Source organism: Paenibacillus sp. 8b26, assembly GCF_050626875.1.
GTDB lineage: Bacteria > Bacillota > Bacilli > Paenibacillales > Paenibacillaceae > Paenibacillus.
Genome location: NZ_CP192445.1, coordinates 93,899 through 107,931 on the forward strand (window position 1 = coordinate 93,899; position 14,033 = coordinate 107,931).

The window sequence follows — 14,033 nt, forward strand, 5'->3', positions numbered from 1 at the left end:
AGATGAAGATGTGAAGCAATTGTTTAAGGATCGTCGTTTTATCCGTTTCTTTGCTTCCCGTACTTCTGCCAACATCGCGGACAGCATTTATTCTATCGTCCTGCTGTATTTTGTACAGCAATCGACACAGTCGGTGGCGATGACTAGCTTCACGTATACGGCCGTATCTGCGGCGTCGATTTTCAGCTTTCTCGTGGGTCCTTTGGTGGATCGCTATTCACCGCCTTTGTTGGCCAGTATCGCCTTGTTTACGCAGGCTGTACTCATTTTGACTGTCCCGTTTCTCATTCAGGACGGGATGGTTAATCTGGTCGCTATTCTTGTTATTGTTTTTATTGCATCTTGCTTCTCTACACTGTTTTATCCGGCCAATAGTAAAATGCTGCCGCAACTGGTAGGATCGCCGGATTTGATTGTCCGGGCAAATTCCATGATTTCGTCAACGGATCAGGTGGTTAACATCGCCGGATATCTGGCTGGAGCCTCGCTCATTATCGCCATGGGGATGAAAAACACATTTTTTCTAGCCAGCGCAATGCTGTTTCTGGCAGGCTTTGTGTATATCAGGCTCAGCAAGCAGACCGACGCTCCTGCGATGGAGGACACGAACGGTAAAGGTTCACTGAAGCTGGGATACTATCTGAGGGAGCTGAAAGAAGGATATCTTTTTGTAAAACGGCACACCTTCCTGAGAATTATGCTCCCATTCTTTGCTCTGACGAACTTTTCGATGGCGATCTTGGTGATTGCCATGCCTTCCATTGCGGTATCCTATGGTTCACCGATCTATTACAGCTTACTGTATGTAGCCTATTTTATCGGTATTTTTGTCGGTTCCTTTCTGGTCAGTGTATTGAAAAAGAGCGGCATTACCATTGCGGTCTCCTGGGTAGCCATGGGGCTGGCGATCTACGTGTTTTCCATTGTGCCGGAGATGTGGATGAAGCTGGTGGCCGTCCTGTTACTAGGTATATTTACAGGCATCATCAATGTACTGCAAACGTCCTTGATTCAAATTATTACCCCGCTGCCGTTAATGGGACGGGTGTCATCCTTTCTAAACACCCTGTCGAGCGCAGCTCTGCCACTAGGAGCCTTGGTTGGTGGTGCGTTAGCTTTACGTTTTGCTCTGAGCGAGGTGCTGTTTTTCAGCGGACTGATTACAGCATTGTGCGGCTTGATCATGTTTCTGGTCAAGGATATTCGCCAGTTTGAGATTCCTTCAGAGGAGATTGGAAGAGTAGCCCCTTCCCCCGTTACTGAGGACATAAGCTAAAGCTTGATCCCCGCAATTCATAAGCCATGCATGCAAAATGTCAGGTCCTCATCACAGGGCCTGGCATTTTTAGTATATCTGGCTTCGTCACGTCGAGGCAGATCATTTTGGTGCTGGTGTTGGAGCGTCGTTTATGGTTATCATAGACGAAGGTATGAATCTATCGTTTACATTCGGATACAAAAGGAGATACAAGATGGCTGAGCCTTTAAAAAATATATACACAGAGGATTTTCTTCGCCTTTTCGGTGAAAGAGTACAAACTGCTTATAGCTCGTTTGATACCCAGGGATTTATCCATCAAGTCATGGACGAATCGTGGAATGAACTGGAGCTAAAAGCCCGGATGCGGCGGATTTCACTAACATTGGGGACGTTCTTGCCCAGTCGTTATGAAGAAGCCTTGGCTGTCCTTTTTGCTATAGACGAGCATTGCAGCGGTTTCCCGTACTTATTCTTTCCGGATTTTGTGGAGGTGTATGGGCAGGGGGAGGAGCATTGGACGCTTTCCATGGAAGCGCTGGAGCGTTTCACACAGAAGTCATCTGCGGAGTTTGCCGTCAGACCCTTCCTGCTGCGCGAACCGGAACGGATGATGCGCCAGATGACGGTCTGGGCGGGGCATCCAAGCGAGCATGTCCGCCGTCTTGCCAGCGAAGGCTGTCGTCCACGCCTGCCGTGGGGGCAAGCGTTGCCCATATTTAAGCGCGATCCAGCTCCAGTATTGGCCGTGCTGGAACTGTTGAAAGCCGATCCCTCGCTGTATGTACGTAAAAGTGTAGCCAACAACCTGAACGACATCGCCAAGGACCATCCCGAAGCAGTCATTGCAACAGCTCAACGATGGAAAGGTACGCATCCCGACACCGACTGGATTGTACGCCACGGCTGCCGGACCCTGATTCGCAAGTCCAGCCCCGAGGTGATGGCGCTGTTTGGTTATGCCGAAGAAACGAACGGATCACCGTTAGTCACGGAAGCGTCTTTTACTGCCGATCCGGCCGTGTTAAATCTCGGGGATAGCTGTGAGCTGAGCTATGGGTTGCAACTTCGGGAAGGTGACCCGGTGCGAGTCCGCATCGAATACGGCATCGACTTTGTGAAGGCAAGAGGACAAGTCTCGCGTAAATTATTTCTGCTTTCCGACAAAACCGTTCCCGGAGGAACCCGTCTTACAGGTACGCGAACACCGTATTACACTGCTTGTGAACGGACAGGAAGCTGCATCTTCGGAAGTGGAACTCCAGTTTTAAAAGCTTTATAGCTGCAGAGAGAAAGAGTCTGAAACCTGGCTCTTTCTTTTTGACGTTCGCTTCTACGGACTTTATTTTTTCAAAAAAATGAGTCTGGTATTAGAACCTGGTACTAAGACGTGTTATAATAAGATTAGATCGTGGCTCTCATCTTATGTATAAAGGGGAATGTACAATTTGACAAATCAACAGCAATGGCTTGCGCCTGAATATTACAATATGACTTCGGAAATGGAGCACCATGACGCTAGCAAAACAGCACTCAAGTGGTTAAGCGAAACAGGAGACTACGAGGAAATCACCTATGGGGAGCTGCTGAAAAAAGCTAATCGACTGGCTGGAGGACTCGCAGGACTGGGATTTAACAAAGGAGACAGGGTTCTGGTCGTAGTACCACGTCGCATTATTGCGTATGTGATTTACCTAGCATGCTTAAAGCTGGGACTTGCCGTTATTCCTTCTTCCGAAATGCTGCGGGCCAAGGATATTGCCTATCGACTTCGCCATTCGGAAGCGCGCGGGGTGATTGCCTGGACCGGAGTAACAGGTGAAGTGGACAAAGTAGACGGGGATTTGCCTTCTCTGGATTACCGTATCTCGGTTTCCAGCGACGACACCGTAGCTGAACCCGGCTGGCTGGAGCTGAATGAGCTGATGGTTGGACAGGAAGATACCTTTGAAGCCGTGAAAACGCACCGGGATGACATGGCAATTCTGGCCTATACCTCCGGTACCACGGGAAATCCTAAAGGTGTCGTACATAGCCACGGCTGGGGATTTGCCCATCTTCGGATTACATCCCCTTGGCTGGATATACAGGCCTCGGATACGGTATGGGCTACAGCTGCGCCAGGATGGCAAAAATGGATTTGGAGCCCGTTTCTATCCGTATTGGGAAATGGAGCGACCGGATTCGTATATAATGGTTCTTTTCGTCCGGGTCGCTATTTGCAGTTCTTACAGCAATACCGGATTCAAGTGTTATGCTGTACCCCAACGGAATACCGGATTATGGCGAAGACGGATGGGTTGGATCAATATGATCTGTCCCAACTGCGCAGCGCAGTTTCTGCGGGAGAGCCACTTAATCAGGAGGTCATTAACAAGTTTCAGGAGCAGTTTAACATTACGATTCGTGACGGTTACGGCCAGACAGAAAGCACTTTGATTATCGGTAATTTGAAGGATGCGCCTCTACGCACTGGTTCGATGGGGAAATCTATTGCACCGGGACTGGTTGAGATCGTAGACGAGGACGGTGTTCCACTGGCTCCGGGCCAAGTGGGCGATATTGCAGTTCGTGCTGATCTGCCGGCATTATTCCATACGTATTACCTTGATCCAGAGCGCAAAGCAGTCAGTGTTCATGGAGACTATTTTGTTACAGGAGACCGGGCGCGCAAGGACAAGGATGGATATTTCTGGTTTGAAGGACGCGGTGACGATATCATTATCAGCTCCGGTTATACCATCGGTCCCTTTGAAGTGGAAGAAGCGCTCATGAAGCATGACTCTGTACAGGAGTGTGCTGCCGTAGCCAGTCCTGACGAAATACGGGGACATATTGTAAAAGCCTACGTTGTACTCAAAGCCGGAGTAGAAGGATCATCGGAGTTGGTGAAGGAACTGCAACATCATGTGAAAGCATCGACAGCGCCTTACAAATATCCACGAAAAATAGAGTTTATTCAAGAGCTTCCTAAAACCAGCTCGGGTAAAATACGAAGAGTGGAGCTGCGTGAACTGGAGAAGCAATCCGCACTGTAGTGATGAAATCATTCAACATAATCAAAACGGAACAGGAGCGTGAAAAAATGAGTACATTTGAATCATTGTTGGAGCAATATGCAGAGCTTGTCGTAAGAGTAGGGGTCAACATTCAGCCCGGACAGGCGTTGTTGGTAACGGCACCACTGGAAACCGTTGAATTCACACGCCTGATTGTCAGCAAAGCCTATGAAGCAGGCGCCAAATACGTGCAAGTAGAGTTTGAGGACGATTCTATTACGCGCAGTCGTTTTGAACATGGTGACGAAGCCAGTTTTGATTACTATCCAGCTTGGAAGGCAGAAATGATGGAGAAATTCGCCGAAGAGGGTGGAGCCACGCTAACGATTAAGGTACCGAATCCGGATTTATATCAAGGTATTGATCCGCAACACGTTTCTCGTGCGACAAAGGCGGCGGCTACGGCGAGAGAAGGCTATGCTCACTATACGCGGAATGCTAAGATTAGCTGGTGTTTGATTAAAGCACCGACGAAGGCTTGGGCCGATAAAGTATTTGCCGATGTAGCAGAGAAGGACCGCATTCGAGTCATGTGGGATACAATCTTCCAAATGAATCGTGTAGACGGCTCTGATCCTATTCAGAATTGGCAGGGCCATCTAAATAATCTCGAACAGCTACAAAATAAGCTGAATCATAAAAACTATAAAAGTCTACACTATCGCGCACCCGGAACAGATTTGAGAATCGAATTGGCCGAAAGACACATTTGGCGCGGCGGCGGCGGTGAAAACGCCCAAGGAATTTATACCGTGGCAAATATGCCGACAGAAGAAGTGTTCACAATGCCTAAGCGTACAGGTGTGAATGGTCATGTCACAAGTACCATGCCACTCAATTTGAATGGGCAACTGGTGGATCGCATAACGTTTACCTTTAAGGACGGTAAAGTCACTGAATATACAGCAGAATCCGGCGAGCAGCATCTGACTCATTTGCTCGCTACGGATGAAGGGGCCCGCTATTTGGGTGAAGTCGCGCTGGTGCCACACGATTCACCGATTTCCAATCTCAATCGCATCTTTTACAATACAGGGATTGATGAAAATGCCTCCTGTCACTTGGCGCTCGGCAGTGCGTATCCTTTTAACCTCGAAAAAGGAACACAAATGAACCGGGAAGAGCTGCTCCAGAACGGTGCCAATGTCAGCCTGACCCATGTTGACTTTATGATCGGCTCCGCTGAGCTGGATATTGACGGCGAGCTGCAGGACGGAAGTACAGAGGCTGTGTTCCGCAAAGGAAATTGGGCGATTTAATCCTTTTCTCAATCTCAATTTATAACAACCCGCAAGCGATCTTATTCGTTTGCGGGTTGTTGTATATCCTAAATATCAATATCAAACTGCACTTGTATTACGAAATACAAAGTGCTAAACTAAGTTCAAACATAAATTTAAACATCGTTTTAAATTATGTTTAACTTATAGAATTCTGGTCTATTCAATCCGCTCTGATTGGACCAGGTAAGAGGAGGAGAAGTATGAATCACGTAGACAAAAAACAGCAAACCAAAGAAAAAATATTACACGCTGCGCTTGAATTCATTAAAAAGGAAGGTTTCGAGGCGGTTACAATCAGGAAAATTGCCGACCTGTCGACCACTAATATTTCTCTAGTTAATTATTATTTTGGCTCTAAGGAAAATCTGCTCAGTGAAGCCATTGAAGTGATATTAAGTGGCTTTCAGCACACTTTTTCTATTTTGGACGATACAGCGATCCCACCCCAAGATCGACTGAAACAATTTTTGTTTGATTATTTACAAGTCATTCGGCAATACCCGGAGCTTCTCTCACGAGTCATTGTCATGGGCAGCATGTCCTTCACATCCCAACAGGAATACGGAAGGTTTTTAAACATAATGGGATTCCCCAAAGTGCAAAGTACGATCAAGGAGCTGACAGGTGAGCAACAGCCAGAACGATTGCTAGCGATGATGCTGCAAATATTTGGGGCTATTTTTCTTCCCGCTTTGATGAGCCCGATTCTTGAATCCGGAGCGGCTGTGGAAATGCCTTCAATCGAGGAACAATTAAATCTGTTATTTGAAAGATATTTTGATAAATGAGGATTTTGCAAAATACTGAAATAATAAATGACTGGAGTGAATACTATGAATTTTCTGAGAAAATACTGGCAGGACGCAGGGGCTATTATTGGTGTGATCGTATGTATTGGTTTACTTATGAACAGGGCCATCTTTTCGGATATAACGGGAATTTTATGGTTAAGCTTTGTAGCCATCCTTTTTCATCAATTTGAGGAGTATCGCTGGCCTGGATATTTTGCTGGTCTATTTAACAACGTCATGTTTAAAAGTGAAACCCCGGATCGCTACCCCTTAAACACCCAATCAGCCATGATTATTAATGTGGTGATTGCCTATGTGTTTTATTTACTCCCGATATTATTTCCACGCGTGATATGGCTTGGACTCGCACCTGTTTTTATGGGCTTCTTCCAGGTAGTCTGGCATGGCATTGTTGTGAATATAAAAGCAAAAACCTTATATAATCCGGGCTTGTTTACGGCAGTCTTCCTCCATGTTCCGGTCGGAATCTGGTACATTCACGATATTGTCAAGTACAATGCACCGACCCTAACAGACTGGATCTGGGGGACAATCTACTTTGCCTTTGCTGTATATATCTTCATCATAAAAGGGAATATGTGGTTGAAAAACAGCAATTCTCCCTATCCTTTTTCTCAACAACAATTAGGATCGTACCATCGTAAATAGTGTATGTTGGATGATCTTCAATGCCCTTGTTTACAAGTTGGAAACAAGTAGAGGTATTCTGGAAATGTGGTTCAGCTACACTTGGTTTGTACCTCATTGAAACAAGGAAAGAGTGATCTCATGATAAAACATTCACATCAACCACATGAAGCAAAAAAGCTGCCCTATAAGCTAATAACGGCTACTGCTTTGATGGCTATCAGTTTCGTTGTCATCACCGGATGCGGTAATAGCGGAGAAGCAAAATCAACTGCTCCAATTACGGAAGGCGCGGTTGCACCATCTACCGATTCTACGGTTCAGCAAACGAGCAACAATAGTAAGAGTGCAGCAGATTCCAAAAATACAGGAAAGGTGTCTGAGCAAGGCTCAACCTCGGCCCATCAGTCACCTGCCAGTAGTGCAGCGCCATCTAATCACACACACAGTTTCCCAGCAACCATACTGAGCGCCGCCAAGCTGGGGACGCTTCCGAATTTGCCCAAAGGTCTTGGTTTGGGAACGGGCAGCGATCTTTTGTTCGAGCTGTGGGGAAAATCTGAGTCAGGCTCTACTGGTCATCTGCGGAGCTACGCCAAGCATCATACGGATATCGTACTGGATGGAAGCGATAAAGTTACAGAGATTACATCATCCGATCCATCTTATAAAAAGTTGGTTATCAACCAAGTCATTAAGGAACTGGGTAAGCCGACCGAAAGGAACGACACCTCCAAAGACGTACCGGATACAGCAGAAGTCAGTTATACCATCAAAAATACTTCCGGGCTTGATCAGTATTTAGTATTTTCCTATCAGACAAAAACACAAAAGGTCAACTATGTCAGATTGTATTTTAACTCCATGACTCCATAATCTGAGATACAATAAAAGAGTCGCTTCCGAAACCATCACGGAGGCGACTTATTTTTTCTGAGCGATTACTATTGCATTTTCGTGCAGTGTCGTTTATATTGAATTTTGTAATTGATCAATCACTAATATGAATCTGTGTTGAACAAAAGGATGGAGATTTCATGACCAAAGCTACGTCAACATCAATAAATCGTCAAAAGGAAATCATATCCGCCGCCATTGAAGTGTTTGCGGAGATGGGCTACTATCGTGCGACCACAGCCAAAGTGGCTGAACGGGCCAACATTTCTCAGCCATATGTTTTCCGTTTTTTTTCTACCAAGGAAGCCTTGCTGATTGAAGCGCTGAAGGTTTCATTTGCACGCATCATAGACTCTTTTCACCGAGTTATTCATTCGGTTTCGTCTGAACGGCTAGAGCAGGAGCTTATTGCAGCATATTCGCAAATTATGATGGAATACCGCAATGAGATCCTTTTGCAAATGCAGGCGCAGACGATTCACGAGGACGTGGTTGTGAACGTGATGCAGCAGGGATTACGTGAAATTCATGCGACGGTATATGATGCTTTTCGCCAGGCAGGGATTGATCAGGCATTGGAAAGAACGATGCTTTTTCTGGCCAGAGGCATGCTTTGTAATATCTCAATGTCGCTGGATCTGCCGGAGCTGATGAAAATAAACGATTAACCTCGTTTATTTTCATATTTTGTAATTGATCAATCACTAACTGTTATTTCATCGCACTATGTTATTGATTAGTCACTAAATAATTATTCTATTTAAGGAGTGTTCACAATGAAAAAAGCAATCGTATTAGGTGCAACCGGAGGAACTGGGTCGGCAATTCTACATGAACTTCTCAACAGAGGCATTGAAACCATCGCCTTCGGCCGTTCTTCCGATAAGCTCCAGCAATTACAAGCGTCATTGGGTCAGCCAAAGCATCTGTCTGTTTATAAAGGAGATGTATTCGATGCGAATCAGGTTAGTGAAGCGGTTAAGGATGCAGATGTCATTTTCCAATGTGCGGCTGTTCCATACCACGAAATGGAGACACGCCAGCTTCCTTTGGGGGAATCTGTCATGAAGGCAGCCAACCGTTTAGGTAAGAAAATAGTCATCATAGACGGAATTTATCCGTACGGAAAGGCATTGACTCCATTGGTGAATGAGGAACATCCCAAAAACCCTCATACCCGTAAGGGAAAAGTCAAGCTGGAATTTGAAAAGCTTATATTCAGTTCCCACTGGGATCATGCACAGCCTATGATTGCAAGATTGCCTGATTATTACGGACCTACAGCCAACAAATCCTCTTATTTAGGTTTAACAATGGAGGCTGTGGCCGCTGGAAAACTGGCTATTTTCATAGGAGGTTTGAATGTCCCCCGCGAATATGTGTATCTACCCGATGTGGCAGTGATGATCGTGGAATTAGCTAGCCGGGAAGAAGCTTATGGTCAAAATTGGAACATACCGGGGGCGGGTGTGATTTCCGGTAAAAAGCTTGTGCATATTGCACAAAAAGCAAGTGGTAAAACTAAACCCGTCTTTCCACTGCGAAAAACCGCACTTCGTCTGATCGGATTATTTGATCCCGTGATTCGTGAAATCGTAGAGATGCTATATCTGACCCAAACACCTGTTGTGCTGGATGGTAGCAAATACGAGCGTGTTGTAGGCCCTATACCCAAGACCCCTTTTGAAAAAGGCATAACAGATACAATACTCGCATTGAAAAAACGTCAATAATATCTATGATGAGGCTATATCAGGTATACTCTCGTTCGTGCGCCTGTGAACACAAACAACCAAATAGGTTGACAAGGAGAGTATGCTTCGTTATTCTAATACCCATAGGGGTATATGTATAATGGAAATTCAGATTGAATTCCCCTCAAAAAAATAAGCGGAGGTATGTACAATGTCATCAACTAACATCCAAGCAGATCAAATTCTGGATTGCAAAGGACTTGCTTGTCCCATGCCCATTGTCAAAACGAAAAAAGCCATGAATGAACTCAATGCCGGGCAGGTTATTGAAATTCAAGCCACGGACAAAGGTTCACTAGCCGATTTACAGAGCTGGGCCCAAAATACCGGACATCAATATTTAGGTACTCTTCAATCGGGAGATGTGATGCAGCATTATTTACGTAAATCTAATCCCGATGAAGTGAAGGAAGAACAAAGCTTTCCATGGCCGATAAGCCATGAAGAATTACAGACGAAACTGTCCGCAAACGAGAAAATAATGTTGCTCGATGTCCGTGAGCCCGCAGAATTTGCCTTCAAACGTATCCCCGGCTCAAAATCCATTCCTCTCGGTGAGCTGGAAAGCAGACTCGGTGAGCTAAATTTAGATGAAGAAATCGTAGTGATTTGCCGCACCGGAGTCCGTAGTGACCTGGCCTGCCAGCAATTAGCAGCCAAAGGCGCCCAAAACGTCAAAAATGTGCTTTTAGGCATATCCGCCTGGACAGGTGCGACTGAAGGGAGCGAATCCTTATGAATACCACAACAGAAATCAACGCCATGACAGCGCAGGAATTGACCAAAATCATTTTGAATCAAGAACGTCTCTTTATTGTAGATGTCCGCAACGAGAGTGATTTTAACAATTGGAAGGTGGAAGGCGAACAGATTGAGATTATCAACCTTCCGTATTTCGATTTGCTGGATGGCGTTGACCATGTACTGGAGCAAATTCCGGAGAATGAACCAGTGCTAGTCATCTGCTCCAAGGAAGGGTCTTCTATATTTGTCGCGGAACAACTGGTTGAAGCCGGGCGGAGCCAACTATTTTACCTTCAAGGAGGAATGAAAAGCTGGAGTGAATATCTGGAGCCCATCAAAGTCGCTGAACTACAGAATGGCGGTGAACTGTATCAATTCGTTCGAATCGGCAAAGGCTGTCTTTCCTATATGATCATTTCTGAAGGAGAAGCGGCTGTGGTGGATACACTGCGGATGACGGATATTTACGAACAATTCGCCCTGGAAAAAAGAGCCCGAATCACACATACGATAGACACGCATCTGCATGCAGATCATATTTCGGGAGGCAAAAAACTTGCGGAGAGCATAGGGGCGACATATTGGCTGCCTTCCAAAGATGCTGAAGAGCTGACCTTTGATTATGCCAAGCTGGAAGACGGTCATGGGATTGGGTTGGTGACTTGCACACTACACTATATACCCGTTACAAGAATTTGCCTGATGATTTGATCGTACTTCCTGCGCATTTTGGCAGCATCACGGAGCTGGGTGAAGGCGGTAAAGTTCACGCACGATTAGCAGAGCTTTACCAGACGAATCCGGGTTTAAACCTGCAAAGTGAGACTGAATTCAGAAATAGAGTAACTGCTAACTTACCAGAACACCCTAACGCCTATCAAGAAATTCGGCAGACCAACATGGGAAAAATAACACCTACGGAAGAAGAACAGCGAGACATGGAAATGGGACCTAACCGCTGTGCCGTACATGACAACTAAAGTGGGGGCATGATGGATACTCTCCTGTATGGAGTCATGGTGCTTCTGGGTCTGATCGGATCATTCTTTTCCGGTTTGCTGGGTATCGGCGGAGCCATTATCAATTATCCGTTATTACTTTTTGTCCCGGCTGGCTTGGGCATAGCACATTTTTCAGCACAAGAAGTGTCCACGATTAGCATGTTTCAGGTCTTCTTTGCTTCATTAGCGGGAGTATTTATGTTAACCGTGCTCAAGATTCCTACCCGAACGACCATCGCATCCTCACTCGCTATTGTGTTCATTTCCGCCATTGGCGGTGTCATTGGCAAAATATCAACGGGTCATATTCCGGTTATCGTAACTGTTTTTACGGTATTGGGAAGTTTGATCGGCGCACCTCTAGGCTCCAAATGGAGCTCGAAAATGAACCCGGTTATTTTGCGATACAGTTTAGTGGTGTTGATCCTTCTTACTGCCATTAAAATTTGGAGTTCCATATTAGGATTTTAAATAACAAAGTTGCAGTGAAAAAGGAGATTACAGGATGAATCTGGAACAGACTCAGCAAAAAACAACTATCGTTTTATTTAGCGGGGAGCTGGATAAGGCTATCGCCGCATTTATTATCGCGAATGGTGCGGCAGCTTACGACCATGAAGTGACCATCTTCTTTACGTTTTGGGGGCTTAATACGCTCCGTAAGGAGGAACTCGTACGCACGAATAAAGGGCTGCTCGAAAAAGCCTTTGGCTGGATGATGCCGCGTGGACCCCAAAAGCTTGCATTGTCCAAAATGAATTTTGCAGGACTCGGCCCACAGATGATCAAGCATGTCATGAAAAAGCATAATGCGCTTTCCCTTCCGCAGCTAATCGAGCTGGCGCAAGAGCAGGGGATCAAGCTGGTGGCCTGCACCATGACCATGGATCTGCTAGGACTACAACAGGAAGAGCTGATGGACGGTTTGGAATATGCCGGAGTAGCTGCCTACCTGGGGGATGCTTCGCAGGGTAAGGTAAATCTATTCATTTAGGATGTCCTTATTATTTTTTTGGTTTATAATATACCTATACATGTATAAGATTAAATCAAAAAGGAGTGTATACCTGATGGATTACAATTATAGTGATGAACTGAAAACACGCCTGAGAAGAATTGAGGGTCAGGTGCGTGGGGTGCTTCGTTTAATGGATGAAGGACAATCCTGTAAGGACGTAGTAAGCCAGTTATCCGCCGTACGCAACGCATCCGATAAAGCGATTGCCCAGATCGTTGCAGAGAATCTGCAACGTTGTATATTGGAAGAACAAGAGGCTGGTGGAGATACAGATAAACTTGTTAAGGAAGCGATCCAGCTTCTCGTAAAAAGTCGTTAAGGAGCTGTAGTCCGACTTGAACCTCAGAATGGGTAGGGCAATATTATTTCCCGAAATTATTGCCCTCAATCCATAAGGGATGCTAAAGCTTCAATTAGAGAAAGATAGTCACCCGAGCCATCAGCGGCTACAACAGCAGACGGGGAAGAAGCAATAGATGGGTCCAAAAGCAAACCTCCAAACGTTTTTTACATGATCAAAATATCTGTTGATTTTTGTATGACGAACCCGTAACATTAGAAAAAAATATAACGGGAGCCTGTGGAAGCAAGCTGAGAGTACGACTAAGCCGTCGTAGACCGTGTGAACCTGTTGGATAATGCCAGCGTAGGGATATAAGTGTATACATATGTATAGGCCAACAGTCTTTCACAGGTTCCTGAAGAAAGAGGGTTGGTTTTTTTATGTTAGATCAAATGGCTTTGTTGCTACAAAATATGCGGGATACGAATCCGCTCGTTCACAATATAACCAATGTGGTCGTCACCAATTTTACGGCAAACGGACTGCTCGCGCTCGGCGCTTCACCAGTTATGGCATACGCCAAAGAGGAAGTCGCAGATATGGCCCGAATTGCGGGGGGCGCTTGTACTTAACATTGGTACGTTAAATGAAGAACTTGTAGAGTCCATGATTATGGCTGGTTTATCGGCTAATGAACATGGGGTACCTGTGCTGTTAGATCCCGTGGGCGCGGGAGCGACCCCATTCCGCACAGCCTCTGCTCTCCGGATTCTGGATCGGGTCAAGGTGGATATTGTTCGCGGTAACGCTGCTGAAATTGCACAAATCATTGGCGAAGACATACAAATTAAAGGTGTCGATGCTGGAGAAACAGGCAATTTGAATATTTCACAACTTGCAGTCAAAGCAGCCCATCAACTGAATACGATTGTTGCAATCACCGCAAAGAAGACGTCATTACCGACGGCCGTATAGGGTGGATCATTGAGAACGGCCATAGCATGCTTACCAAAGTTACGGGAGCTGGTTGCCTATTAACTTCGGTGCTGGGCGCTTTCGCTGCTGTCGAAAACGACAGACTTACTGCTGGCATGGCAGCACTTGTCGTATATGGCGTTGCTGCTGAAATGGCAGCAGAACGAAAAGGTGGGGAAGGACCAGGAAGCTTTCAGATCGAGCTACTTAATATGCTGTTCGCGGTAACGCCGGAAGATGTGCGCCAGTACGGTAGGGTGCGCGCATTAGAGCGGATATTCTGAACACAAGAGTATAGAAGGTGAAATGAACCACTGTTTAT

The 14,033-nt window shown here is 45.8% G+C and carries 12 protein-coding genes, 3 pseudogenes and 1 riboswitch; all 15 genes and pseudogenes read left to right on the forward strand.

Going from position 1 to position 14,033, the window contains the following annotated elements:
• The first annotated feature begins 10 nt into the window (after nt 1–10).
• The 15 genes and pseudogenes from ACQ4MX_RS00345 (at nt 11) to thiM (ending at nt 13,995) form a co-directional block, all read left to right on the forward strand.
• Entirely contained in the window at nt 11–1,276 is a 1,266-nt protein-coding gene (locus ACQ4MX_RS00345) for an MFS transporter (RefSeq protein WP_431088701.1), read from the forward strand.
• A gap of 196 nt (nt 1,277–1,472) precedes the next feature.
• Nucleotides 1,473–2,529: pseudogene (locus ACQ4MX_RS00350) on the forward strand (hypothetical protein).
• A gap of 177 nt (nt 2,530–2,706) precedes the next feature.
• Nucleotides 2,707–4,296, forward strand: a complete 1,590-nt coding sequence (locus ACQ4MX_RS00355) for an acyl-CoA synthetase (protein WP_431088702.1) — start codon at nt 2,707–2,709, stop codon at nt 4,294–4,296.
• Nucleotides 4,297–4,343: 47 nt separating this feature from the next.
• Nucleotides 4,344–5,576: an aminopeptidase gene (locus ACQ4MX_RS00360; RefSeq protein WP_431088704.1), complete on the forward strand. Its 1,233-nt coding sequence runs from the start codon at nt 4,344–4,346 to the stop codon at nt 5,574–5,576.
• A gap of 224 nt (nt 5,577–5,800) precedes the next feature.
• Complete coding sequence (locus ACQ4MX_RS00365) at nt 5,801–6,388, forward strand: TetR/AcrR family transcriptional regulator (protein ID WP_431088705.1); 588 nt, start codon at nt 5,801–5,803, stop codon at nt 6,386–6,388.
• Between the two features lie 45 nt (nt 6,389–6,433).
• Nucleotides 6,434–7,060 (forward strand): HXXEE domain-containing protein, encoded by a 627-nt coding sequence (locus ACQ4MX_RS00370; protein ID WP_431088707.1) that lies wholly within the window; start codon nt 6,434–6,436, stop codon nt 7,058–7,060.
• 120 nt (nt 7,061–7,180) lie between these two features.
• Entirely contained in the window at nt 7,181–7,915 is a 735-nt protein-coding gene (locus tag ACQ4MX_RS00375; protein WP_431088708.1) for a DUF4309 domain-containing protein, read from the forward strand.
• A gap of 161 nt (nt 7,916–8,076) precedes the next feature.
• Entirely contained in the window at nt 8,077–8,604 is a 528-nt protein-coding gene (locus ACQ4MX_RS00380) for a TetR/AcrR family transcriptional regulator (protein ID WP_431088709.1), read from the forward strand.
• Nucleotides 8,605–8,712: 108 nt separating this feature from the next.
• On the forward strand, nt 8,713–9,669 hold the full coding sequence (locus ACQ4MX_RS00385) for an SDR family NAD(P)-dependent oxidoreductase (RefSeq protein WP_431088710.1): 957 nt from the start codon (nt 8,713–8,715) through the stop codon (nt 9,667–9,669).
• 172 nt (nt 9,670–9,841) lie between these two features.
• Entirely contained in the window at nt 9,842–10,429 is a 588-nt protein-coding gene (locus tag ACQ4MX_RS00390) for a sulfurtransferase TusA family protein (RefSeq protein ID WP_431088711.1), read from the forward strand.
• Nucleotides 10,426–11,414: pseudogene (locus ACQ4MX_RS00395) on the forward strand (MBL fold metallo-hydrolase). The gene ACQ4MX_RS00390 and the pseudogene ACQ4MX_RS00395 overlap by 4 nt, the downstream one beginning before the upstream one ends.
• A 12-nt stretch (nt 11,415–11,426) precedes the next feature.
• The gene (locus tag ACQ4MX_RS00400; RefSeq protein ID WP_431091440.1) at nt 11,427–11,906 is read left to right on the forward strand and encodes a TSUP family transporter; all 480 of its coding nucleotides are present in this window, start codon (nt 11,427–11,429) and stop codon (nt 11,904–11,906) included.
• Between the two features lie 34 nt (nt 11,907–11,940).
• Nucleotides 11,941–12,429, forward strand: coding sequence for a DsrE/DsrF/DrsH-like family protein (locus tag ACQ4MX_RS00405; RefSeq protein WP_431088713.1), 489 nt, complete (start codon nt 11,941–11,943; stop codon nt 12,427–12,429).
• Between the two features lie 76 nt (nt 12,430–12,505).
• Nucleotides 12,506–12,772 (forward strand): metal-sensitive transcriptional regulator, encoded by a 267-nt coding sequence (locus ACQ4MX_RS00410; protein WP_044645886.1) that lies wholly within the window; start codon nt 12,506–12,508, stop codon nt 12,770–12,772.
• A 241-nt stretch (nt 12,773–13,013) separates the two neighbouring features.
• Nucleotides 13,014–13,123, forward strand: a riboswitch (TPP riboswitch).
• A gap of 53 nt (nt 13,124–13,176) precedes the next feature.
• A pseudogene (gene thiM, locus ACQ4MX_RS00415) lies at nt 13,177–13,995 on the forward strand (hydroxyethylthiazole kinase).
• Nucleotides 13,996–14,033: the final 38 nt, after the last annotated feature.

Excerpts from the sequence above, each read along its gene's own strand:
- ACQ4MX_RS00360 (WP_431088704.1), top strand. The coding sequence starts at position 4,344 with ATGAGTACATTTGAATCATTGTTGGAGCAATATGCAGAGCTTGTCGTA.
- ACQ4MX_RS00400 (WP_431091440.1), top strand. The coding sequence starts at position 11,427 with ATGGATACTCTCCTGTATGGAGTCATGGTGCTTCTGGGTCTGATCGGA.
- ACQ4MX_RS00370 (WP_431088707.1), top strand. The coding sequence starts at position 6,434 with ATGAATTTTCTGAGAAAATACTGGCAGGACGCAGGGGCTATTATTGGT.
- ACQ4MX_RS00390 (WP_431088711.1), top strand. The coding sequence starts at position 9,842 with ATGTCATCAACTAACATCCAAGCAGATCAAATTCTGGATTGCAAAGGA.
- ACQ4MX_RS00365 (WP_431088705.1), top strand. The coding sequence starts at position 5,801 with ATGAATCACGTAGACAAAAAACAGCAAACCAAAGAAAAAATATTACAC.
- ACQ4MX_RS00385 (WP_431088710.1), top strand. The coding sequence starts at position 8,713 with ATGAAAAAAGCAATCGTATTAGGTGCAACCGGAGGAACTGGGTCGGCA.
- ACQ4MX_RS00410 (WP_044645886.1), top strand. The coding sequence starts at position 12,506 with ATGGATTACAATTATAGTGATGAACTGAAAACACGCCTGAGAAGAATT.
- ACQ4MX_RS00380 (WP_431088709.1), top strand. The coding sequence starts at position 8,077 with ATGACCAAAGCTACGTCAACATCAATAAATCGTCAAAAGGAAATCATA.
- ACQ4MX_RS00375 (WP_431088708.1), top strand. The coding sequence starts at position 7,181 with ATGATAAAACATTCACATCAACCACATGAAGCAAAAAAGCTGCCCTAT.
- ACQ4MX_RS00405 (WP_431088713.1), top strand. The coding sequence starts at position 11,941 with ATGAATCTGGAACAGACTCAGCAAAAAACAACTATCGTTTTATTTAGC.